Genomic DNA, 23,316 nt, shown 5'->3' on the forward strand with positions numbered 1-23,316 from the left:
CCCCCGCACCAGCGGCACCCCACCCCCGCACCTGTGGCACCCAAACCATCAATGAACCATCAATTGAACCGTAAAGAACCAAAAGACAAGCGCGTGACCGCGCCAGCCTTTGTCGTTCCGGACTGGATCAACCGAACTCACTGGGATGCCTGGCATTCCTGCGCCAAGCGCAAAAAGGCGACCGATGCGCAAAAGCAGATGGCGGTGGACAAGCTCGATGCCTGGCGGCGCGATGGCGTAGACCACGCTGCTGCGCTGGAAAACGCCGCCATTGCTGGCTGGCAGGGGTTGTTCAAACCCGACATGGCACCCGAATCGGGCCGCCGCAGTGGTGGCCGTCAGCCAGCCAACAGCCACAAGCATGCCGGTGCAGCCGCAGCCATCTTCGACGGAGTTTGGGAATGAAAAACATCGCCACCTTTGCAGACCACGCCATGCGAGATCCGCAGGCCTATCGCGACACGGCCGAGGAGGCTGCTGAGGCCTCGTTGCAGGCCGTCAGCCTCGTGATCCGCAAGCTGTTCATGCTGTTGCACGGCTCGTACGGCAGCCTGTTCACCAGCAAGTTCTCCACGGGCCAGATGGCTGGCAAACACGACAAGGGCGCGATCTCGGCCATGAAGGTCTGGGATGCCAAGCTGTCGCGCTTTCCGGCCACGGTGGTGGAGCAGGCCGCCTCTCGCCTGGCTGCCGAGCATGCGGACTTTCCACCCAACCTGCCGCAGTTCGAGCAGATGTGCGACGCAGTGATGCCGCGCCAGACCTATGCCCAGCAGCAGGGCCTGCCTGCCTTGCCTGCGCCAGTGGTAGCGCAGCCCGTGAAGGTCAGCCTGCAAGAGCGCAACGACGGCAAGGACTGGGCCCGCCGCATCGTGGCCCGCATGGAGGGCGGCGACACCAGCATCTCGATGTATTCGGGCAAGTCGGCCCGGATGGCCCTGGGCCTGGAGGTGAAGGTCTGATGGTGCGCTGCACAAAAAACAGGCAGATCGAGGGCCGCGGGTCCTTCCCAGCCAGCTCTGAAGCGGGTAATTCGCACCGCGTTGTCGGACTGTTGCGTGAGTTTCCTAAGGGGGTTGTATTGTGAGGATGATTGAGCTTGAAGACCGCCCCACGCAAGCGGAGTTTGCTACCGTTATCGGAGTGTCTCAGCAGAATGTCAGCGCCCTCATGGCCGATGGCAAGCTGCCCACTGGCGGCACCTGGGCCGAGCTGCTGACCACCTACTGCAACCGCCTGCGTGAAGTGGCGGCCGGGCGCATGAGCGGCGAGCTGGGCGGCCTCGACCTGGTCCAAGAACGCGCCGGCCTGGCCAAGGCCCAGCGCGAGGCGCAGGAGTTGAAGAACGCTGTCGCCCGTGGCGAGTACGCGCCCATCGGCATCCTGGCCGACGTGCTCGGCCTGGCCAGCTCCGCCATCGTCGATCGCATGGACCAGTTCGAAGGCCAGGTGCGCAAGGCCTGCCCGGACCTGCCACAAGAGGTGCTGCTGATCGTGCTGCGCATCATGGCCGACGCGCGCAACGAATGGATCCGCTCCACCTGCCAGCTGGTCAACAAAGAGGTCGAAGCCATGGCGCAGCTCGACGTAGACGAGAGCGCAACATTGGATATCAGAGCGGATGCCGATGAGGAGGGCGACGCCGCATGAGTGCACCCTTCAGCTTTGAGGCCATGGCCGCAATCCAGGCCGCCGCCGCGCTAGGCCTGTCCAGCCTGCGCGCCGATGTGCCGCAAACCCTCAGCGAATGGGCGGCAGAACACTTTCTGCTGGCCGGCGAATCCAGCCACCAGAAGGGCGGCTGGGTCGGCTGGCCCTTTCAGCTCGGCATTCTCGACTTCATGAGCGACGACCGTGTGGAAGAGCTGGCCGTCAAAAAGAGCAAGCGCGTGGGCTACACGAAGATGATCACCGCCTTCGTCGCCTACAACATCGCCCACCGCCGCCGCAAGCAGGCGCTGTGGCAGCCCACCGACGACGACCGCGACAGCTACGTCAAAAGCGAGATCGAGCCCGTGCTCGACGGCGTGGCCGCCGTGCAGGCTGCCCGCCGCCAGGGCAAGGGGGTCGAAGACACTATCAAATACAAGCCCTTCCGCGACAGCGTGCTGCACCTGCTAGGTGGCAAGGCCGCGCGAGCCTACCGCCGCATCACCGTGGCCGTCTCCATCCTTGATGAATGGAGCGCCTTTGACCAGAGCATCGAGAAATCCGGCGACCCCGGCAGCCTGGCCAAAGGCCGGCTGGAGGGCGCGCCATACCCCAAGTTCGTCGGCGGCAGCACGCCCCGCGTCAAAGGCATGTGCCATGTAGAGCGCGCCTGCGAAGAATCCGACGCCTACGTCCAATACCACATCGAATGCCCGCGCTGCGGCGCGGAGCACCCGCTCGTCTGGGGCAGCAAAGAGCTGTCCTATGGCTTCAAATGGGTCAAAGGCCAGCCCGCCAGCGTGCACCACGTCTGTCCCCACTGCCTGGAGAACATCACCCAGGCCGACTACCTGCCCGGCGGCTGGCCGCTCACCGGCACCTGGGTCTGCAAAAAGACCGGCCGCCGCTACGGCGCAGACCGCATCTGGCGCGATGCTGCAGGCCAGCCCTGCCGCCCGCCGCGCACCCTGGGCGTGCATGTCTGGGCCGCCTACAGCCCCCAGCGCACCTGGGTCAGCATCGTCGATGAGTTCGAGAAGGCGCACCGCGCCCTGCAGGCAGGCGACGTCGGGCCCATGACCGGCTTCACCAACGAAACCCTGGGCGAGACCTGGGAGCTCAAGGGCGACAGCAGTGACGAACACGCCCTGCAGGCCCGGGCCGAAGACTACCCCCTGGGCCGCGTGCCAGCCGGCGCGCTGCTGCTCACCGCCGGGGTCGACGTGCAGCGCGACCGGTGGGAGATCGCCATCTGGGCCTGGGGCCGTGGTCTGGAAAGCTGGGCCGTCGCTCACCAGGTCATCCAGGGCAACCCCGCCAGCGAGGCCGACTGGGAGCCCGTCACCCAATACCTGCAGCAGCGCTATGTACAGGCCTGGCACGGCGGCAGCCTGGGGCTGTCTGCCATCAGCATCGACTCGTCCGACCAGACCCAGGCCGTCTACAACTGGGTGCGCAGCGCGCAAGGGCAGCTCACCGGCCTGCGCGCCATCAAGGGCGACAACAACGACAACCGCAACATCGTCGGCCCCAGCAGCCTGCAAGAGGTCAACTACCGCGGGCGCAAGATATCGCACGGCATCAAGCTCTGGCTGGTGGGGGTGGATAGTGCTAAAGACCTGCTGTTGGGCCAGCTCGCTATTGACAAGCCCGGCCCCGGCTACGTGCACACCAGCCAGAAGCTGCCGCGCGAATGGTACGAACAGCTCACCGCAGAGCAGCGCGTGCTCGTCAAGGTCAACGGCAAAGACGTGTACCGCTGGGTCAAGCGCCGCCCGCGCAATGAAGTGCTGGACTGCCGCAACTACGCCTTGCACGCCGCCATGTGCCTTGGCATCCACAAATGGCCCGAAGCCCGCTGGCTGCAGCTGGAGCAAACCGTGCAGCCCCCGCAAGACCTCTTCAATACCGCCCCAGCCCAGGCCGTGCAGCCAGAGCAGCCGAGGGCAGAAGCCGCGCCACCACGGGCCACAACATCGCGCCATAGCGAAGACGACGAGCTTTTCGCCCCCATGAGTTTTTATTAATAAAAACCAATGCAAACCAAAGCAGAACCAGCGCAACCAGCTATCAAAACAATGAACAACCAGAACACAACCACCACCCCTTCCGTATCCAGTGCCAACAAGCTGGACCCCATCGCCGTGCTGCGCGAAGAACTGGCTGCCGCCGCGCTATGCCATGGCGTGGAGCGGGTGGAGGATTTGACGGAAGAGCTGGTGCGCCGCTATGTGCAGCGGCTGGGTGGGGTACAGGTATATGTGCCTACGGAGCGCTCGCTGGACCGTGAGCGTGTGGCAGAAGAGATACGAGCCAGCTTTGATGGTCGAAATGCTCGGGAGTTGGCCTGTAAGTACGGGATCAGCGTGCGATGGGTACAAAAGCTGATTCTTGAGGGTGCTAGCCCTTAATTATTCGGGGATTGATGCTCTTTTTTCGCTAGCAAAGAGGACATATTTTGCGTAACCTTCATCAACTGCCAGAAGCGGCGACAATTCGCCCGCGCGTCAAAGAACTATTAGCTATGCCAGATACCGCTCCAGCCAAGAAAAAGCCTGCCTCTAACGGAGCCTTCCTCACACCATTGCGGTATCCGGGAGGTAAGGGTAGGCTTGGTCCGTGGCTGGCTCAATTGATGCGGCACAACAAAATCTCTGGTGGCTGGTACTCGGAGCCCTATGCCGGTGGTGCGGGCGCAGCCTTGTTTTTGTTGATGCGTGGCTATGTCGATCACATCGTCATCAATGATGCCGATCCGGTGGTGAATGCATTCTGGCGTGCGGCTACTGAGCAGACAGGCGAATTGGTTGCAAAAATCAAGTCCACGCCAGTCAATATGGACTCTTGGGCCAAGCAAAAAGAAGTGCTTGATGCACCAGAGAAATTTGATCTGGTTGAGGTAGGTTTTGCCACTTTCTTCCTTAATCGCACCAATCGTTCAGGCATTCTTTCTGCTGGTGTCATTGGCGGCAAGGCTCAGGACGGCAACTGGAAGCTGGATGCGCGCTACAACATTGAAGAGTTGAGTGCCCGTATTGCCAAGATTGGTGAAATGTCCAAGCACATCACCGTGTATGGCATGGATGCGCTGGACTTTCTCAAGGACATTGCGCCAACATTTCCTCAAAAATGCCTTGTGAACCTTGACCCGCCTTACTACGTTAAGGGCAGTCTGCTGTATCGCAATCACTACAAGCCTGATGACCATGCTGCAATTGCCGAATGCGTGGAGCAGGCCGATTATCCGGTTCTCGTCACTTATGATGACTGTCCTGAAATCAGGGCACTCTACCAAAGCGTTGAGTCAGTGAATTTTTCTCTGTACTACTCAACGCATTTGGCGCGTCCTAAAGCAAGCGAAGTCATGTTCTATAAGAATTTAGAACTTCCTTTTGATCCTGCAATGACTCGCAGTCATCAACTACGCCAGCAGGTTCTTACAAATGGCGCTATGTTGTCCCAAAACGTATTGACCAATTGATAATTGGGATTATGCGTTTCACGATGCATAATTTTTTGCAAAGACTCAACGTGTAAAAGATTATCGTTGACGTTTGCAACTCCAGAAAACCTTATGATCGCATCTAACTCAGATGCATTGATTTTCCCATTTTGATGCATGTGATTAGCGCTGGCTGTAATATTTTTCCCAAGTTTCCCAATGTCAGTTAATGTATTTTGTGTTCGATAAAACTTATCACTTAATTCTATTAATCCTCGCAGAAGCATCGCAACTGCAATTGGATTGTCTTTGACATTAAGTTTTCGTATCTCTGCAACAATATCTGTTACCTTGGTTTCTGTCGATGGGATTGGTATTTGTGGCGCTTTTGTTCCGAATAATTTGTTTCTGTCCCAAGAATTCAAAACAGGTGTTGGAGCAGGGCGCGGTGCTGGTTGCTGGCTTGTCTGTTGATGGTTTGGTGTGACTGGAATTGATGTAGTCGAGGTTGAATTCGTATTAGCTGGCGATGTATTAGATTGGTTGGGCGCTTGTGAAGTTGCGTGTTGATTATTTTGAACAGTCGTGTTGTTGTTTGCTGATGTGGCCTTTTGCTGCTCCTCTGCCACGCTGCCAGGTAAACCGGCTCTTATACGAACAGTCTTTACATAATTACTTGCTAGTGCTGGTGTTCTAACGGTATCTGTTGTTGCAGCCTTAGTGTAGAAATCATTGAACAGCAATTGTGCGATCTGTTTGACTTTGTCAATGGAAATATTGGGTTTTAGCTTGTCATCCACGATGGAGAAACCAAGCTCCTTGATATTTTCTTGTGTTAAAAAACGATTTAAAGCAGTTATTGGGAACTCGTCATCTACCCATATTCCTTGTTCTTCAGCCCACATGGCATATTGTGCGGAGCGTTTGTATTCGGCAGGGTGACTATTGTTCATCAAGAAAATGGTGCGTAGGTATGCATTCCAGTTGACCTGTCCTGCACCACCTTGCTCGCCATCATGGCGACTAAGGATTTCTTGAGCAATTGCATCGTCATTCGTTGATGAAAGTACATCAACTTTGTTGATGATATTCTTTGCGTATTTTTCTTTTAGATCGGTTACAAAGTTTTTTAATTGAGTATTGGGGCATAGTTTTGGATTATTTAGAAGTTTTAGTGCAGTTATTCTTCTGTTGCCATCCATTACCACATACTTATTGTTTTGTGATTTAACTAATATGGGAGCGGTCGTTAGACCATTTTTAGCGATATCTTCCATTAGCACTTTTAAATGGTCTTCTTTTCGAAGTATCCGAGCAATGCAGTCTGCTTGATCGCTTCCATCGCGAATTCTAGGGTTTTTTGTGTCTAGTAAAATATCGGAAATAGGTGTATTGATTTTTAATTCGAAATCTTTTCTACTCATGACTGCTCCTTATATTTAATTGAATTTGTTTTGATAGTATTCTTCAATGTTTGGCATATTGCGACCACTTTCGTAAATAGAAATAGGATAGTCGTCGAATGGAATTTCTAAATAAGATATCAAATTTTTAGCAATTTCTATTTCTTTAAGTAATAGGAGGTTATCAATGGTCTTTTCAAGATAACGAAATTTATTAAATAATGATTTGATATTCATTTTGTTTTCTTCTGGTATTTTTGTTGCCACTTTCAATTCGTAGTTAAAAGTTCTAAAAAAACGCTCTGAATAATCGAAATCATTGTTTGAGTAAAATGTAGCCAAGTAGGCTACATCTAAGTTCGTTAGATTGCATCCATGCAATCTCCAATATTCTTCAAATATTTTATCCTGGTGAACTATACTTTCAATAATTGATTTGTGTGATTTTGGTTGAAAATCAAAATCATTTAAAATATTTTCGATTCTCTGTCTATTTATTTTCTCTTGTTCTTCTTTTGAGATTTTTGCCTGTGGATTTGTTTTTATCCAATATTGAAAAAAATTTAGGATGGTTGCCTCACTTATTTCAATATTTTGATTTCTATTTTCTATTAGGTATGAAAACTCTCGATGCTGCTTGATAGCATTGAGCGCTCTACTAAAATCATTGTTGGAAAGGTTGTAAATCCCAATAATTTGTTTTTTTGCAATATGAAATTCTTCGGTTCCCCAGTTTTCATGCGCAGGGATAACTTTTGTTATTTTAAATAAATCTTCTCTGGAAAGCTTTGAGGTGAATAGGCCTTGCTCATATTCTGTAATAATATCATCGATTAAATTTATAAAATAAGAAAGATATTCGCTTAATTTTAAGAAGCGTTTTTTTATAACAAAAAGATTAATTATTGATTCATTGGTTAGGTGCTTCACGTCATCATTGTTGTATGGATATCTAAAAGTTTGACCTGTAGGGTCAATTTGACCAATATCATTAACATACTCTGCTATTTTATCTGTTGCAACAATGAATCTTCTATCTAACTCTGCACATGAATCAATAATTATTTCCCATAATTTATTAATGTCGTGAATAGTTACAATATCAAAAACCTTGATGATTTTTTTTACTTCGTATAAGTATTTTATTTTTATAATTGCATGTTTTAATCTTAGTTCAACTGCATGTCTTATATTGAAGCAAATTGGATATACAAGTATGTCTACGCTGCTTCTTTCTTCGTTATCTAAAACATGTGCAAGCAGCATATTTGCCGCATCAGAAAATCCCTCGGCGTATTCACGGTAACCGGGGCTACCATTGTTTCCTACACAAGCGTTAGCCCATGAAGGTTCTGCTCCCCGGAAAGTGGCATTCCAGTTACTAGGCGCCGCCATTTAAGAAATCTCCTCCAGTTATCACTGTTGTTCTTGAAAACTTTTATCTGTGTACAATCGTATCCCATCACGCCCGTAAGCGTGATCTGGGCTTGGTCGCCCGGCACAACAGGCGCAGCAGCCGCGCCACACAAGATGGTCTGCGGCTTTTTGCTTTCTAGAGCATGTCTGCGCGCACATGGCTCCGCTTTACGGTGGGCCGTGTGGGGACACCCGCAAGGGTGTGCCGGTGCCTGTTGCCGGTCGACCAACCCTGCACGGTCCACCACCCTCTCTTGGTCGGGAGGGTGATGGCTCAAAAGTCCATCAACAGGAGCCTCACCATGGCTGACACCTCTACCGGTTCTTCTGCATCCGTCGTCGCTGCTCGCCCTGAGCTGTCTATTCACGACGGCATCGTCACCGCTTCTAGCATTCAAGTCGCACAATTCTTTGGCAAGCGCCATGACAACGTGCTGCGTGCCATCCGTGCGTTGATCCGTGAAACCGCAGCCGATGATTACCGCCTCAATTTTGAGGAGGTAATCGTGGATTTCACAAACGGCAAGGGTGGCTCGCAAAACGGCACGGCCTACCGCATGACCCGCGAAGGCTTCATGCTGCTGGCCATGGGCTTTACGGGCAAAGAGGCGCTGCGCTGGAAGCTGGCCTATATCGCCGCCTTCAACCGCATGGAGGCCGAGCTGCAACAGCCCGCGCAAGACCCCCAGCGCATCCAGCTTGCTCAGCGTCTGGCCACTCAAGCGGCAGCCCAGGTCACGCAGGCAGTGTTCGACGCCGTGATGTCCGCAGACAACACCGACTGGCGCCACGCTCGGTACCTGCTCAACCTGGGCTACGACCGCGAAGGCCAGCCCAGCGTGCCCCACGCCCAGCCCATAGCCGACGACCAGATGATCGTCTCCTTCAACGCGCTGCCCGATCGCATCGCCAGCGGCGAGGTTCTCTCCGCCACCGACGCCCAGCTCGCCACCCTGGCCACGGCCTGCACTCAGCGTCTCACCCAACGCGCCCAGCACCGCGAAAAGCAGGCCGCCAAGCCTGGCCTTCCCGCCGCGCAATCCGCACCCAGCCTGCAGCCCGGCACGCTGATGATGACCTTCAAGTAATCAGTTTTGATAGCTGATAGCGATTGATGGGTAAGCGCTAGAGGTCGATTTGGCTTGATTTTCTGCTGAGTGCCCCGGACAAAGTGCCGGGGTTTTTTATTATTTGTCGTCTTTGCGGTCCCACATCAGGGATGCCAAGCCTCCAAGTAATGCGCCAGCAGCAAGCGTGGGGAGCGACGCGATGGGCGCAGGCGGATTAGCCGGTTTGGCCACAGTTGGTGTGCTTTGTTCAGGCGAGGTAACAGGTTCAACTTTGGGCTTGGCGGTGGGGTCATACGACATCACCAGATCGCGCAACATGTGATTGAGCATAGTTCTGTTGCCAGCCTTGCTCCAGCTGAACTTGCTGAGCCAGAAGGTCAATACGAAAAATACTTGGTTGATGGCCACATAAGCGCATCCGATAGCAGAAAAGTACAGCGCACCTCTAACAAGAGCGACCACGCTGAAGATAGCGATACCGCCTTTCTTTTCAATTTCTGGGATCAGATCCGCTAGAGGTGCGACTTCGGACCCTTTCAGCAGAGTGACAAGCAGCGCAGCAAGTGCCAGAAGCAACGACAAGATGCGTGCTTTGGATTCGGGGTCATAAAGTGCCCGAATCACATCTCGGAACTCAATGTCAAAGATAGTTCTGCTTGCTTTTTCAAAAGCCATCAAATCGGAAATTTCTTTGGCCGTCGCAGCGTATTGGTCCGGTGTTTTACCGGTGGCGGTCGTGAGATGCTTTACCCGAAGATGCTTGGTTTTTACGAGCTTGAATTTCGTCTTCTGGATGGGGGCATCAGCCTCGCCTTCGAGGAGCTTGTACTGTTTATGGACTTGAATGGCCACCACGGAAAAAAGGAATGCGACCTCAAAGCCAAACATCCACCATATCGAGGGAGGAGTGTCCTCGGTAAAGATGCTGAGGATAAAACTACCAAACAAGTAAGCAAATCCAATTATGGTCACCGACCAAGCTAACCAGTAGAGACTGAAGAGCTTGGGGTAGAGGTGCCGCCCTTCGACCTTCTGGAAATATTCAGCGGCCATTTCATAGTACTTGTCCATGTCTGCTCCCTCAGCATTGTTTTATGTTGGCCGGTATCTTAGCTTTGCTATCAATTTGATTGTAAATATCGTTTCTACATAAGCGCTAGACAGGTGCGAACGATTTTTGTGAACTGTTCACCTGGAATGTTCGCAGCCATCCGCCGACCATCGGCGCATGGGTCTCTACAGCCACCTCACCACCGAACAGCTCACCGCTCGGCGCGACAGTTATCTGGCCGCCATCGATGCGCGCCTGACCGGCCCCACGCAGGCCAGCCACAGCTCCGACGGGGTGGGCGCGCGCTCCGTGCAGTTCAATGCCGACACGACGCAGCTGCGCCGCGCCATTGACGACATCAACGCCGAGCTGCAGCGCCGTACGGGCCAGCCAGCGCGCAAGCCCATCTACCTGGTGTAAGCATGGGCCGCAGCACACGTCAGAACCGTCAAAGCCGCGCCCGCGCATCTCTTGCGCAGGGCGGCGCGGCCATGTCTGCCCACCAGGGGGCATCGCACACCGATCTGGCTCTGCGTGACTGGCAGCCGTTTGCCGGCAGTGCCGATGCAGACCTGCTGCCCGAACTGGACACTCTGACCAGTCGCAGCCGAGACCTGGCCCGCAATGACGGGCTGATGGCTGGCGGCATTCAAACCCACCGCGATAACGTGGTGGGCGCGGTGCTGCGCTTGTCGGCTCTGCCCGATTACCGCCTGCTGGGCTGGACGCCCGAGCAAGCCCGCGAGTGGGGCAACAAGGTCGAGGCGCACTTTCGCAGTTGGGCCGACACGACGGATTGCGACGCCGCGCGCACGCTGGATTTGCTGGGCCTCACCGTGCTGGCCTTGGGCGGCGAAATGGTCAACGGCGATGCGGTGGCCATTCCCAAATGGCTGCCCCGGCCCGACAGCCCCTGGGCCACGCGCATCAGCGTGATCGAGGCCGACCGGTTGGAGACGCCGCCGCACCTGCAGGGCATGGCCCGCATTCGTCGGGGCGTGGAGTTTGACCGCGAGGGCGCGCCCATTGCCTATCACTTTCAGGCGGCGCACCCTGGCGATGCGCTGTATTTGCGCGGCGATGAAGCCATGGACCTGAACCGCTGGGAGCGCGTGCCGGCCTTCACGCCCTGGGGCCGCCGCCGCGTGGTGCATCTGCATTCCAAAGAGCGCACGGGCCAGAGCCGTGGCAAGCCCATCGTGAGCGCGGTGATGCGCGAGTTTCATATGGCGGGCAAGTACGCCCAGAACGAGCTGCAGGCCAGCCTGGCCAATTCGCTGGTGGCGGCGTTTCTGGAGTCTGATCTGGACCAGGAATCTTCGGCCGCCTTGTTTGGCGACCAGCCGCGCGATGCGTGGAAAGACTCCGTCAAGCAGTCGCGCAGCATTGGCAAGTTGCAGGCCGGGGCGGTGATTCCGCTGCCCGTGGGCGCGCGGCTGCAGTCGTTTACGCCAGGCCGCCCCAATGTGGCGTTTGAGGCCTTTATGCAATCCGTGGAGCGGCGCATTGCCGCAGGCATGAACCTGCCGTACGAGCTGTTTGCCAAAGACTTCAGCAAAGTGAACTACAGCAGCGCCCGCGCTGCGCTGTTGGAGGCATGGCGCTACTTTCATGGCCGCCGCCGCTGGCTGACCACCACCTGGCTCAAGCCCATTTATGAGTTGTGGCTGGAAGAGGCGGTGAACGCGGGCGTGATCGACGCGCCCGGTTTTTATGCCAACCGCTATGCCTATACCCGCTGCCGCTTTGTGTTTGGCGGCAAGGGCTGGGTGGATCCGGTGAAGGAAATCACCGCCGCCAAGCTGCGGCTGGAGATTGGTGTTTCGACCCTGGAGCAGGAGTGCGCAGAGCAGGGCCTGGACTGGGAAGAAGTGCTGCACCAGCAAAAAATTGAAGCCGAGCGCCGTGCCGAGCTGGGCCTGGTCAACCCTGCAGCCACCACCTGGATTGCCAACACCGCCGATAGCGGTGGCGACAAGGAAGAGGGCGCAGCCGCCCAAAAGGATGCGCCATGAGCCGTCCCTATCCCCACCTGGCAGACCGCCTGTTCAACACCCCACTACTACTGCACCCGCAAAAGCTGGACGCCATCATCGCCGGCCTGGGCCAGCGCCTGCTGGGCACTGAGGGCTTGCAGATCGATGCAGCCGCCATCAGCCCCCGCGCGGCCTTGCCCGCCGAAATGTTTACCACCCGCAAGGGCGAGCGCACCGAGCGCGGCTACCGCGTGACCGAGGGCGTGGCCGTGATCAGCGCCATGGGCGGCCTGGTGCACCGCACCCGGCTAGAGGCCGACAGCAGTCTGCTGATTGGCTACAACGACCTGGCCGCCGACATGGAAGATGCCCTGGCCAAGAGCGAGGTGCACGCCATTGCCCTGGTGATGGACAGCCCGGGTGGCGAAGTCTCTGGCGCGTTTGAGCTGGCCGAGCGCATTTACGCCGCACGCGGCAGCAAACCCATTGTGGCCGTGGCCGACGGTATGGCCGCCAGTGCCGCTTACCTGGCCGCCAGCGCAGCCGATGAAGTGGTGCTCTCTGCCACGTCTTACGTGGGCTCGATTGGCGTGGTGATGCGCCATGTGGATTTCAGCCGCGCGCTGGCCAATGAGGGCATCAGCGTTTCTCACATCTTTGCCGGCGACCACAAGGTGGACGGCAACCCCTACCAGCCCTTGCCCGATGCGGTGCGCGCCAACCTGCAGGCCGACATCGAGGGGCTGTACCAAATGTTCATCCAGGCCGTGGCCCTGCACCGGGGCATGACCGAGCAGACCGTGCGCGACACGCGTGCATCCGTTTACCGGGGCGTGGCCGCAGTGGCTGCCCGCCTGGCAGACCGCATTGGCACGGCCGATGCCGTGATTGCCGAGCTGGCCGCCCGCCGTGCCCGCAGCTATTCCGCAGGCGCGGGACTGTCTTCACAACCCAAGGGAATCTCTATGACCCAACCCAGTACCGAAACCACCGCGGCTGCTCCTGCCACGCCCGCCGCAGCTTCTGCAGCAAACCCTGCCGTTGCAGCGCCTGCCCAGGCCAGCCTGGAGCAAGCCCGGGCCGAAGGTGCCACCGCTGAACGTGTGCGCGTGGCCGCCATCCTGGGCCATGCCAATGCATCGGCCAACGCTGCACTGGCGCAGACCTGCATTTCGGGTGGGCTGACGGCAGAGCAGGCCCAGGGCGTGCTCGATGCCGCACCGGCTGCTGCCGTGGCCGCTTTGGCACCCGCAGCCACCAACCAGTTTGCCCAGGCCATGGCTGCGCTGGGCAACCCCAATGTCTCGGGCGTCGAGGCAGCCAGCCCCGACAGCTCTGCGCAGGCCGCAACCCAGGCCGCAGCCGGTTGGGGTAAAGCCTTTGGCACCGAGTAACCCAACCCCCACGAACAGGAGCACACACCATGCAAGTGCAAGAACTCGGGCCCGGCACGGCCTGCTATCTGGTCAGCGAGGCCAACGGAACGCGCTCGCGCGAAGTGGTCACTATCGCGCAGGGCCAAAACCTGCAACCCGGCGCAGTGCTGGGCAAGGTCACTACCAGTGGCGAATTCACGGCAGTCAGCCCCACCAACGACAACGGCAGCCAGACCGCCATTGCCGTGCTGTTTGCCGCCGTGGACAGCACCGCCGCAGCCCACGCCGCCGTCATCACCGCCCGCGACGCCGAAGTGGCCGTCCATGCGCTGGCCTGGCCCGCAGGCACAACCGAACCCCAGAAAACTGCTGCCCTGGCCCAACTGGCCGTCGTGGGCATTGTTGCGCGCTGAAGCCGCGCCAGAAAAAGGACTTTTGAAATGGCCGATCTCAACATCTTTGCGCACGAGGCATTCAGCATGACCTCGATGTCCATCGCCATCCAGTCGGCACCTTATGCGCCGCAGCTGCTGGGGCAACTGGGCATCTTCACCACCGAGCGCTCGCGTACCACCACCGTGGCGATCGAGGAAAAGGGCGGCGTGCTGTCCCTCATCAAGACCAGCCCGCGCGGCGCACCCATTGAAGAAGGTAAGGGCGAAAGCCGCCGCATGCGCCACTTCGACACCCTGCGCATTGCGCGCGGCAAGACGCTTTATGCGTCGTCGGTGCAGAACATTCGGGCCTTTGGCACAACCAGCGAGCTGCAGGCGGTGCAAAACGAGCTGGCCGACATCATGAACGGCAAGACCGGCCTGCGCGCCGCCGTGGAGCTGACGCACGAGCACATGCGCCTGGGCGCGGTGCAGGGCAAGGTGCTGGACGCCGACGGTTCGGTGCTGGTGGACTGGTATGAAGAATTCGGCATTGCCCAGCCTGCCGAGATCAACTTCGACCTGGCCAATGCCACGGCCGAAGGCGGCGAGATCCGCAAGCAGTGCAATGCGCTCATCCGCGACATGATGCGCGCCAGCCACGGTGCCTGGCTGCCAGGCCAGACCTACGCTGTGGGCCTGTGCGGCGACAACTTCTTTGACGACCTGACGGGCAATGCCGAAACGCGCGGCACCTATCTGAACCAGCAGGAAGCGCGCGACCTGCGCAACGACGTGGGCCAGGTCTTCGGTTCGTTTCGCTACGGCAACATCCAGTTCATCAACTACCGGGGTACCGACGACAACAGCACCGTGGCCGTGCACCCGGACAAGTGCCAGTTTTTCCCCGTGGGCGCGCCGGATGCCTTCCGCGTCGGCTTCTCGCCGGCCGAGTCCTTCCCGTTCGTCAACACACCCGGCCAGGACGTGTACGCCATGGTGGTGACGGACAAGGACCGCGAGGAATGGGTGCGCCCCGAGGTGCGCAGCTACCCGCTGTTCATGTGCACCCGCCCCGGCATGTTGCAGCGTGCCAAGCGCAAGGCATGAACGGGCTCAACGGTATGCAGGCAAACCTTGCCCCATTCGCTGTTGTGGATGCGCTGATCAATCAGGGCATCAGCCAGACCTTGGCCAATGCCACGGCCAGCTGGCAGGGCGGCCAGTGCTTCGGCGTGATCTTCAATCGCGCGCCGCTGGACGGCTACCTGGACCACGCCGTCACCGCCGACCGCCAGACCGTGGCCATGTGCATTGCCAACGCCCCCGGCATTGCCGAGGGCAGCACGGCCCTGGTGCTGGCCGGTCAGCCCTGCGAGGTAACCGGGCCGGTGGTGGCGGACGCCACCGGCTGGGCCACTTTTCCCATCGTCTTTTTGAACTGATCGCCATGTTGCTTTTGGAATCTGCCCTCAAAGCGCGCCTGCAAACCCTGGCAGCCCTCAATGGCTGGCAGGTGCGCGGTGCGTCTGAGCACTGCGATCGCTCGCAAGTCCCGGCCATCGAGATCCGCATGGTGGGCGCTGCGCCCGGTGATGTGTCGCGTGAAGCGGCACAACTGGAGCCGCGCTGGTCCTGCGTGCTGGTGGCCAAGCGCAGCGCCCAGGCTGCCGCCGATCTGGATGCCGCCATGACGGCGGTGATTGGCGGCCTGCATGGCTGCAAGCCGCTCTCCAGTGATGGCCGTACCTGGTCCGAGCTGAAGGTGGCCGGCGTGCGCGAAGCCGAGTTCAGCGATGCAGGGCTGGTGGGCTACTCGGTGGAGTTCACCTGCGTTTCGGTCTTTGAGTCGCTGGACGTTTGAGTCCGGCGCCAACCCATCATTTTTTAGGAGAGCACCATGGCTGCTTTGCCCCGCGTCAAAAAGGAATACCAGATTCCCCGTGGACGCCTTGTCTTTTATCCGTTCGATGCCGAGGGCAAGCGCCTGGGCGGGCGCCAGTTCGGCAACTGCCCCGGCTTCTCGCTCAGCGTTGAAGGTGAGAAAGCGCCGCATTACAGCTCGCAAGGCGGTCTGCGCGAGAAGGATGAAGAGATCCTGATCGAGGTGACCCGCAAGGCCGGCCTGACTACCGACAACATCAGCTCTGCCAATCTGGGCCTGTTTCTGTCGGGCACGGTGGAGACGCACACCCAGGCTTCTGGCGCAGTCACCGCAGAAAAGCACACGGTCGAGCCCGGCCGCATCTACCAGCTGGGCGTGACGCCAGGGGCCCCCACCGGTGCCCGAGACATCAGCGCCGTGGTGCTCAAGAGCGAAGACGACGCAACCACCTATGAGGTGGACAAGGACTACCTCGTAGATGTGAGCCTGGGCCTGCTGCAGATCGTGGAGGGCGGCGCCATTGCTGCGGCCACCGCCGTCTCTGTGGGCTACACCCGTGCCCAGGTCAGCTGGGAGCGCATCAAGTCGGGCAACGGCACCGATCTCAAAGGCGCGCTGCAGCTGATTGCCGACAACGCCCATGGCGCCAACCGTGACTGGTTCTTCCCCAGCGTCACCTTGTCGCCCACCGGCGAGCTGCCGCTGATTCAGGACGGCAACGACTACAGCCAGATCGGCCTGGATGTGGAAGTGCTCAAGCCCGACAACGGCGAAGCCGTCTATGTGGACGGCCGCGCAGCGCTGATCCCCTAAATCACTTAACCAAACCTCTCGGTTCTCCGGGGCGGTTTGCACTGCGGCCTGTTTTTGCTGGCTGCAGCGCAAACCGAAGTACTCACTCCTACCTGTATCTCCAAGCCATGGCATTCAAGCCCATTCAGATCGTCATCAACGCCAAGGACAACGCGTCTGCGGTGCTGGGCCGCCTGGAGAGAAATGCCAAGGCTGTGGGCCTGGCCATCGTCGGCTACTTTGGCATCAAAGCCTTTGCCGGCGGTATTCAGAGCGCGGCCGAGTTTGAAGGCGCCATGAGCCGGGTCAAGGCAGCGACCGAGGGCTCGGCCGCCGAGATGGCTGCGCTCACCAAGGCTGCGCAGGATGCGGGTAGCAACACCAAGTTCACGTCGGTGCAGGCTGCGGGTGCGCTGGAGAACCTGGCCAAGGCCGGCTTGGATGCGGGCGACTCCATCAAAGCGCTGCCCGCCGTGTTGGCCTTGGCCCAGGCCGGCGACATCGAGCTGGGCACGGCCAGTGAGATAGTGACCAAGGCCGTGATGGGCATGGGCCTGGCATTTGAAGATGCCGGCCGCGTGGCCGATGTATTGGCCAAGGGCGCCAATGCCACCAACACCAGCGTGGAAGGCCTGGCCCAGGCGCTGAGCTATGCGGCGCCTGTGGCCAACACCCTGGGCCTGAGCCTGGAGAGCACGGTGGCCATCATCGGCAAGTTTGCCGATGCAGGCATAGACGCCAGCCGTGCCGGTACGGCGCTTAACTCCATTCTGAGCCAGTTTCAGAATCCGCTGTCGTCGTTTCGCAAGGAGCTGGGTGCGGCCGGCATTGTTACCACCAACTTTGAAGAAGCGCTGCACCAGCTGGCCGCCAAGGGCAAAGAGGGTGAGAAAGCCATCAATGCCGTGGGCCTGGAGGCCGGGCCCGCGCTGCGCGCCTTGCTCAACCAGGGCATGGGCTCGCTCGATGAGTTGACGGCCAAGCTCAACGACGCCCAAGGCAGCGCTGCAGCGACGGCCAAAACCATGTCGGACAACTTGCAGGGCTCCATGAAGAGTCTGGGCAGTGTCTGGGATGCTGCGGTGCAGGTGCTCAACACGCCCGTGCTGCCCGTGGTGCGCACAGGGGTCGATGAACTGACTGCCGCCATTCGCCGCGGCTTGGATGACGGCACGATTGCCAAGTTTGGGCAGACCCTGGCTACCGCATTTGAAAGCGGGCTCAAGTACTTTCAGGCGTTTGCTGCCAACGTCAACTTTGATGCGGTGATCTTGCGGCTGCAGGTGTTTGCCAGCGAGACCGGCGAAACGTTCCAGCGCATCGGCCAGTACGCGACCAATGCCGGCAACAGCCTGCAGCTGGCCTGGGGCGTGATGACGGCGGGCGTCAACGGCGTCATGGCTGTGATCTACAAGGTGGGCGAAGCCTTTGCCGGCGTGGCCAGCAATATCCAAAGTGGGCTGGCCTATCTGTACGAAGGCCTCTCCAAGATCACCTTTGGTGCCGTCTCCCAGGCCTGGGCCCAGGCTGCAGAAGATGCGCGCTTGTCTGCCGAGGCAACCTGGGCTTCTTCCGAAGCGCTGGCCGCAAAGTCGCAAGAGGCGTTTCAGGCCATGGCCGATGGTGCGCAAACGGCCCGGGATGGATGGGCCGGGCTGACCGGGGAAGTTGGCGAGACTGCGGCCGCCGCCACGACATCGGCAGCTGAGCTACAGAAAGTGGCCGATGCCATTGAGTCCACCGGCAAGGCGGCATCCAAAGCCGCCAAGGATGCGGCCGCCAAGGCCGAGGCCGACCGGATTGCGGCCGAGTCGGTCAGGCTGCTCAAGACGGAATATCAGCAACTGATTGCCAGCGGCAATATGCAGGCCGCTGCCAAAGCACTGCTGGAAATCGACAAAATCCAGCGCAACCTGGCCGGCTCAGCAGCGGATGCTGCAAAAGCGACGGCGCTGGTGGAGCAGGCCTACAAGGATCTGGGCCTGACCACCAATGAGGATCTGCAGCGCATGGCAAGCCAGGCCAAGGCCGCGTTTGATCGGCTGGAGTCAGACGGCCAGCAGCCGCCCATGCGCATTGCCGAGGCCTGGAAATCTATGGCCGACAAAGTGATTGCAGCCAATGGCGGCATTGCGCCTGAATGGCTCAAGACCCAGGCTGCCGTCAAGGGCTACGAAATCGCTTTGGATGATGCGGGCAAGGCGCTGGTCAACACCGACAAGGCCACCAAGAAAGTCACCAGCTCCATGGCGGCCGACTTTGATCGAGTGGCCAGCTCAGTCAGCAATGCAGGCCAAGCGCTGGAGAGCTTCAGCCACCAAAGCCGCAATGTGGGCAGCCAGAACCTTTCTGGCCATTCCCTGGATGCGCGCAATGCTGGAGTCAAAGGCTCCGACTCGGTCATGCAGCAAAAGTCTGGCCCCTTGGCACTGGTACCGACTTTCCAGAGTCAGAAGGAGCTGGATGCCTGGTGGGATCAGTGGAAAACCCAGTACGCCAAGGACAACCCGTTTCAGACCAAGGCCCAGGGCCAGCTGGGCATGTACCAGTACGACCTGACCGAATTTGCCGTCAAGGAAGCCCAGAAGGGTCTGGATCTGCAGCAGGCAGTACGTAACGCTGCCGACAAGGAACGCAAGGAGCCCGTGCGCAAGCCTGCGATACCGCCTGGAATGCTTGTGCCTGGAAGTACTCCTAGCGCGCCAGCTCCCGCACCTTCGCCCGCCCCGGCGCTGCCCCAGCGCGTCATTACTCATCGCCATGACGTGTACCTCAACGGCCGTTCCTACGGCTGGGGCACGGATGCACAGGGCAGCGAAGCCACACAGCAATTCATGCAGGAGCTGGAGCGTTCCGCTCAGCTCAGAGGAGGGTAGTCATGGCCGGTCATTGGCTCAACGAGATCGAATTGCCGCGCGGCATGTTGTGGGTGGACGAGTTCGACTGGTCTGCCGTTGCCAAAGCGGTGGACCGCTCCATCACTGGCGCCCTGGTCATCGATGCCATGGCGGTGATCGAGGGCCGGCCTATCACGTTGCAGGCGGTGGAGGACCAGGGCTGGATCGCTCGTCAGACCCTGCTGGCCGTGCAGGCCCTGGCACAAGAGCCGGGCGCCCAGTACCCGCTGGTCCTGGCCGACGGGCGCAGCTTCAGCGTGCAGTTTGCTGCCGACAACCCCGTCAGCGCCAAACCGGTTGCGCGGCCCGAGCTGCCCCCTGCCGACTACCCCTATGTCGCCACGCTGCGGCTGATCACGGTTTGAGAAAGAAATAGATGCCCATCAAGCAAGGCGATATCCAGCTGCTGGCCAGCCGCGTCATGGACGACGTACCCGAGGGCGGTGGCGGCCCATCGGCCATCGAGATCGAGGACGGTAAAGAGAACGCGCTGATGCCCGACGTCAGCCAGATGGACCGTGCCCTCGGCCGCGCCAATATGCGCCAATCCTTTGTGGCTGTGCGCACCGATGACACCGACACCTATCAGGGCAGCAATGTCATCGTGGCCGAGCCTCCAGCAGATCCCAATATCTCCATCACCTTGTTTGCCACTGATGGTGTCTATGACACCCGTGCCCAGGCGCAGGCCCGGCTGGAAGCCTATTTGAACAAGGGGGTGGAGTGGGGCGGCTACCTCTACTCAGACGCTCTCGCAGGCCAGCGGGCGATTCAGATTTTTCAGCGCCCGGGCACCGAGCTGCCTGCCGTAGGCAAGACCTTGGTGCTGACTCAGAACGAGGGCCAGAGCAATGCGCAGGAGCAATACGTACGCGTTACCAGGGTCGTCTCCCTGGAGCGCACCTTCACCTATGACCAGGACAAGGACTTCAAGGCGCTGGTGGTTACGCTCGATCTGTCCGATGCGCTGCGCTACGGTTTCAAGGGAACATCTGCCAGTCGCAACTTCACGCGACTCGACAATGCCGCTCGTGTCTGCGACACCGTGGTGGCCGATGCTGGCAGCTATGTGGGCGTAACCCCGCTGCAAAAGGCTGCGGCCCTGGGCGACTTCACGATCATCGCCAAGACCATCATGACCCAGATCGTGCCCTCGGCTCAAAGCGAGACGCCGATTCCGGCCGCTATCCCGTACGCGGCTGCCGGCCTGCCCGTGCCCGGTGCGGCCGAGGTGGCGTTCTCCACCTCGCAGGACTGGAGCGTGGCCACCAGCCTGGTGCTGCCCGGCGGCATTACGCCAGGCTCTCTACGCATCACGCTAGGCGGCGTCACTTTTGTGGATGCCGGTGGCTTGCTCATGTCGGGCACCCAGCAGATCGGCACGGTGGACTATGCCAACGGCGTGGTGACCGTCAGCGCTGGCAGCTATGGCGGCAGTAAGGCCGTCAGCTACCGGCCCGCCGCCTATCTGCAGCGCATGCCCCAGTCCAGCGAGATCCGCATCACGCCCGAGACGCGCAGCCAGAGCTATACCGGCTTTATCACGCCCACGGCGGCACGCGGCACGCTTTCCTTCTCGTACCGAGCCCAGGGTCGCTGGTACACGCTGGCGGATGCCGGCAACGGTGCGCTGCGCGGTACTGACTCCAGCTTTGGCGCCGGCACTTATAACGCCGATGAGGGCTCTTATGTCATCACTCTGGGCGCCTTGCCCGATGTGGGTAGCTCCATCGTCCAGCAATGGGGCGTACCCACGCAGGAGACCGTGCACCCGGCTGTCGATCTGTTGATCAGCCAGACCATTGCGCTGCCGCTACCAGCCGGCCAGGCGCTGTACCCCGGGGCCCTTGAGGTCAAGTGGCTGGACGGTGTCACCCAGCGAAGCGCCACGGCCAATGCCGCCTGGCAGTTGCAGGGCGATGCCACGGGCGAGGTGAGGGTAGGCCGCAGCGAGGTTCTGTTTGCTCCCAAGCTGCTGCCCGCCGTGGGCACGGTGCTCGATGTCACGGTGGACACGGCCCCGGCTGTCGAAGTCAATCTGGCCCATCCCTCGCGCAATGGCCAGGGTCGTCTGGTGGTCTCGGCCGGCCAGGGTGGCTTGCAGCCCTTCACGGTGGAGGTGGAGTGGAACACGCTGACCGACCAAAGCGTTCTGGGCATCTACACCCGCGCCCAGCTCACCGAGATGGGCGTGAGCTTGGTCGACCCCACGCAGATCGCCCGCGATGACGGTGCCGGCAAACTGATGCTCAATGGCGCCCAGGTGGGCACCGTGACCTATGCGACGGGCGCGGTGGACTTTTTGCCCGACGTCACCATCAAGATCCCCAAGCCCCATTACTCCACCAGCCAGGTCAGCGGCGGCGGTTTCTCTGGCGAGGCGGCCAGGTATCGCCTCAACTATGCGGGGATGGAGTACGTGAATGCGCCCAGCATCTTTCCGAATGATGAGAGCGGCGTCGTCAAGATCCGTTTCCGGGCCACGGGCAGTGCTACCCGCCGCACGCTGCAGGTAGTCTTCGCACCCGAGTTTGACCTGGTCACCGGCGTGCAGGCCCCTGTGGTGCCGGGCTCGGTGCTGCTGATGCCCGCCACTGCTCAGCCCTGGAGCGATGACGGCAGGGGCGTGCTGCGTGTGCTGACCGCTGCCGGCTTTGTGACGCGTGGTGCCATCAATTACGCGACGGGCCGCTTGGCGCTGACGTCCTGGACGCCCGGCACTGCCAACACGCTGCGCCGCTCCAGCTGCGCAACTACTCTGGGCGAGGCCATTTCCAGCGCCTATGTGTTTCGCACGGCCGCTGCGCCCTTGCGCCCGGGCTCGCTCACCGTGCAAGTGCCTCGCAGCTCGGGCGGCTCGCAAAACGTCACGGCAGGCATTGACGGTGCTATCTCGGCGTCCGGCGTGACCGGGACAGTGGACTACGACACCGGCCTAGTGCGCCTGGGTTTTGGCAGTCTGGTGGTTGCCGCCGGCAATGAGGGCGAGCCCTGGTTCAACCCGGACAACGTCCAGAGCGACGGCAAGATCTTCAAGCCCCAGCCCGTGGTTGCCAGCGCCTTGCGCTATTCCGGCGTGGCCTATTCCTATCTGCCCATGGATGCCGACTTGATCGGCATCGATCCGGTGCGCCTGCCCAGCGATGGCAAGGTGCCCATCTTTCGCCCGGGCTCGCTGTGCGTGGTCGGCCACACCAAGATCAGCGGCCAGTTGGTGGTCAGCAACGGTCAAGTCATCAACTTGGCCCGGGTACGCCTGTCCCGTGTGGTGGTGCGTGATGCGGCCGGAAAGAATCTGCAGACGGGCTTCACCGTGGATCTTGAAGCCGGCACGGTCACCTTTACCGATGTCTCGGCCATGACCATGCCGCTCACCATCGAGGACCGCATCGAAGACATGGCCACGGCCACCGACGTGCAGATCTCGGGCGAGATCACCTTCAACCGGGCGCTGACCCATGACTATCCGCTGGCCGGCACCTATGTTTCCAGCGCCCTCACATCCGGCGACCGCCATGCGCGGGTGAGTGAAGCGTTTGACCAGAACACCTGGGACAGCGCCACCTGGTCCGATGCGCTGCAGGGTGCGGCCGCTGTGGCCGGCTATGACAAGGCCGCAGCGCCCATCGAGGTCACCAATGCCGGCGCCACCACCGAGCGCTGGGCGCTGCATTTCACCAGCACCACGCAGTTTCGGGTGATTGGCGAGCATGTGGGGATCATCGCCACGGGCGACATCAACACCGACTGCGCGCCCCTCAACCCCACCACCGGCAAGCCGTATTTCTTGATCAAGGCGCTGGGCTGGGGTCAGGGCTGGATTCCCGGAAACATCCTGCGCATCAACACCGTGGGTGCCATCTATCCCTTCTGGGTGGTGCGCACCATCCAGCCCGGCCCCGAGACCGGCATCGAGCACCGCTTTTCCCTGCTGGCCCGTGGCGATGTGAACCGCCCGCAGTCCAACTAAGCCCCTGATTTTTG

Annotated in this window: 21 protein-coding genes; 18 read left to right on the plus strand and 3 right to left on the minus strand. The window is 59.5% G+C overall.

What is annotated here, in order from left to right:
* Window positions 1–63: 63 nt before the first annotated feature.
* The 6 genes from ACNAZA_RS03020 (at window position 64) to ACNAZA_RS03045 (ending at window position 5,131) form a co-directional block, all read left to right on the plus strand.
* Window positions 64–405, plus strand: a complete 342-nt coding sequence (locus tag ACNAZA_RS03020) for a hypothetical protein (RefSeq protein ID WP_415794924.1) — start codon at window positions 64–66, stop codon at window positions 403–405.
* Window positions 402–962: a hypothetical protein gene (locus tag ACNAZA_RS03025; protein WP_415794925.1), complete on the plus strand. Its 561-nt coding sequence runs from the start codon at window positions 402–404 to the stop codon at window positions 960–962. Before ACNAZA_RS03020 ends, ACNAZA_RS03025 begins: the two co-directional genes overlap by 4 nt.
* A gap of 127 nt (window positions 963–1,089) precedes the next feature.
* Window positions 1,090–1,650 (plus strand): hypothetical protein, encoded by a 561-nt coding sequence (locus ACNAZA_RS03030; protein ID WP_415794926.1) that lies wholly within the window; start codon window positions 1,090–1,092, stop codon window positions 1,648–1,650.
* Window positions 1,647–3,677 carry a phage terminase large subunit family protein gene (locus tag ACNAZA_RS03035; RefSeq protein ID WP_415794927.1) on the plus strand — a complete coding sequence of 677 codons (2,031 nt, stop codon included), beginning with the start codon at window positions 1,647–1,649 and terminating at the stop codon, window positions 3,675–3,677. The genes ACNAZA_RS03030 and ACNAZA_RS03035 overlap by 4 nt, the downstream gene beginning before the upstream one ends.
* 51 nt (window positions 3,678–3,728) lie before the next feature.
* Window positions 3,729–4,061, plus strand: a complete 333-nt coding sequence (locus ACNAZA_RS03040; protein WP_415794928.1) for a Mor transcription activator family protein — start codon at window positions 3,729–3,731, stop codon at window positions 4,059–4,061.
* 47 nt (window positions 4,062–4,108) lie between these two features.
* Window positions 4,109–5,131: a DNA adenine methylase gene (locus ACNAZA_RS03045; protein WP_415794930.1), complete on the plus strand. Its 1,023-nt coding sequence runs from the start codon at window positions 4,109–4,111 to the stop codon at window positions 5,129–5,131.
* Here ACNAZA_RS03045 and ACNAZA_RS03050 read toward each other — a convergent pair.
* Window positions 5,068–6,516 carry a ParB N-terminal domain-containing protein gene (locus ACNAZA_RS03050; RefSeq protein WP_415794931.1) on the minus strand — a complete coding sequence of 483 codons (1,449 nt, stop codon included), beginning with the start codon at window positions 6,514–6,516 and terminating at the stop codon, window positions 5,068–5,070. The two genes, ACNAZA_RS03045 and ACNAZA_RS03050, sit on opposite strands and share 64 nt — an antisense overlap.
* Before the next feature lie 15 nt (window positions 6,517–6,531).
* Window positions 6,532–7,890 carry a hypothetical protein gene (locus ACNAZA_RS03055; RefSeq protein WP_415794933.1) on the minus strand — a complete coding sequence of 453 codons (1,359 nt, stop codon included), beginning with the start codon at window positions 7,888–7,890 and terminating at the stop codon, window positions 6,532–6,534.
* Between the two features lie 323 nt (window positions 7,891–8,213).
* Between ACNAZA_RS03055 and ACNAZA_RS03060 the strand changes: the two genes are divergently transcribed.
* Window positions 8,214–8,999, plus strand: a complete 786-nt coding sequence (locus ACNAZA_RS03060) for a Rha family transcriptional regulator (RefSeq protein ID WP_415794934.1) — start codon at window positions 8,214–8,216, stop codon at window positions 8,997–8,999.
* A 99-nt stretch (window positions 9,000–9,098) separates the two neighbouring features.
* On the opposite strand, the gene ACNAZA_RS03065 is transcribed toward ACNAZA_RS03060, so the two are convergent.
* Complete coding sequence (locus ACNAZA_RS03065) at window positions 9,099–10,052, minus strand: hypothetical protein (protein ID WP_415794935.1); 954 nt, start codon at window positions 10,050–10,052, stop codon at window positions 9,099–9,101.
* A 157-nt stretch (window positions 10,053–10,209) separates the two neighbouring features.
* Between ACNAZA_RS03065 and ACNAZA_RS03070 the strand changes: the two genes are divergently transcribed.
* The 11 genes from ACNAZA_RS03070 to ACNAZA_RS03120 all read left to right on the plus strand — a co-directional run bounded on the left by ACNAZA_RS03070 (window position 10,210) and on the right by ACNAZA_RS03120 (window position 23,302).
* Window positions 10,210–10,452, plus strand: a complete 243-nt coding sequence (locus ACNAZA_RS03070) for a hypothetical protein (protein WP_415794936.1) — start codon at window positions 10,210–10,212, stop codon at window positions 10,450–10,452.
* Window positions 10,453–10,454: 2 nt separating this feature from the next.
* Window positions 10,455–12,047 carry a phage portal protein gene (locus ACNAZA_RS03075; protein ID WP_415794937.1) on the plus strand — a complete coding sequence of 531 codons (1,593 nt, stop codon included), beginning with the start codon at window positions 10,455–10,457 and terminating at the stop codon, window positions 12,045–12,047.
* Window positions 12,044–13,402: a S49 family peptidase gene (locus ACNAZA_RS03080; protein ID WP_415794938.1), complete on the plus strand. Its 1,359-nt coding sequence runs from the start codon at window positions 12,044–12,046 to the stop codon at window positions 13,400–13,402. The genes ACNAZA_RS03075 and ACNAZA_RS03080 overlap by 4 nt, the downstream gene beginning before the upstream one ends.
* A gap of 29 nt (window positions 13,403–13,431) precedes the next feature.
* Complete coding sequence (locus tag ACNAZA_RS03085; RefSeq protein ID WP_415794939.1) at window positions 13,432–13,797, plus strand: head decoration protein; 366 nt, start codon at window positions 13,432–13,434, stop codon at window positions 13,795–13,797.
* A gap of 27 nt (window positions 13,798–13,824) precedes the next feature.
* On the plus strand, window positions 13,825–14,868 hold the full coding sequence (locus ACNAZA_RS03090; protein WP_415794940.1) for a major capsid protein: 1,044 nt from the start codon (window positions 13,825–13,827) through the stop codon (window positions 14,866–14,868).
* Window positions 14,865–15,203 carry a hypothetical protein gene (locus ACNAZA_RS03095; RefSeq protein WP_415794941.1) on the plus strand — a complete coding sequence of 113 codons (339 nt, stop codon included), beginning with the start codon at window positions 14,865–14,867 and terminating at the stop codon, window positions 15,201–15,203. Before ACNAZA_RS03090 ends, ACNAZA_RS03095 begins: the two co-directional genes overlap by 4 nt.
* 5 nt (window positions 15,204–15,208) lie before the next feature.
* Window positions 15,209–15,622, plus strand: coding sequence for a hypothetical protein (locus tag ACNAZA_RS03100; protein ID WP_415794942.1), 414 nt, complete (start codon window positions 15,209–15,211; stop codon window positions 15,620–15,622).
* A 36-nt stretch (window positions 15,623–15,658) separates the two neighbouring features.
* A complete protein-coding gene (locus ACNAZA_RS03105; RefSeq protein WP_415794943.1) occupies window positions 15,659–16,456 on the plus strand; it encodes a phage tail tube protein in 798 nt (265 codons plus the stop codon).
* A gap of 107 nt (window positions 16,457–16,563) precedes the next feature.
* Window positions 16,564–19,311, plus strand: a complete 2,748-nt coding sequence (locus tag ACNAZA_RS03110) for a phage tail tape measure protein (protein ID WP_415794944.1) — start codon at window positions 16,564–16,566, stop codon at window positions 19,309–19,311.
* 2 nt (window positions 19,312–19,313) lie between these two features.
* Window positions 19,314–19,697: a hypothetical protein gene (locus ACNAZA_RS03115; RefSeq protein ID WP_415794945.1), complete on the plus strand. Its 384-nt coding sequence runs from the start codon at window positions 19,314–19,316 to the stop codon at window positions 19,695–19,697.
* An 11-nt stretch (window positions 19,698–19,708) separates the two neighbouring features.
* Complete coding sequence (locus ACNAZA_RS03120) at window positions 19,709–23,302, plus strand: hypothetical protein (protein ID WP_415794946.1); 3,594 nt, start codon at window positions 19,709–19,711, stop codon at window positions 23,300–23,302.
* Window positions 23,303–23,316 lie beyond the last annotated feature (14 nt).

This window comes from Comamonas aquatilis (assembly GCF_965139575.1).
GTDB classification, from domain to species: domain Bacteria; phylum Pseudomonadota; class Gammaproteobacteria; order Burkholderiales; family Burkholderiaceae_C; genus Comamonas; species Comamonas aquatilis.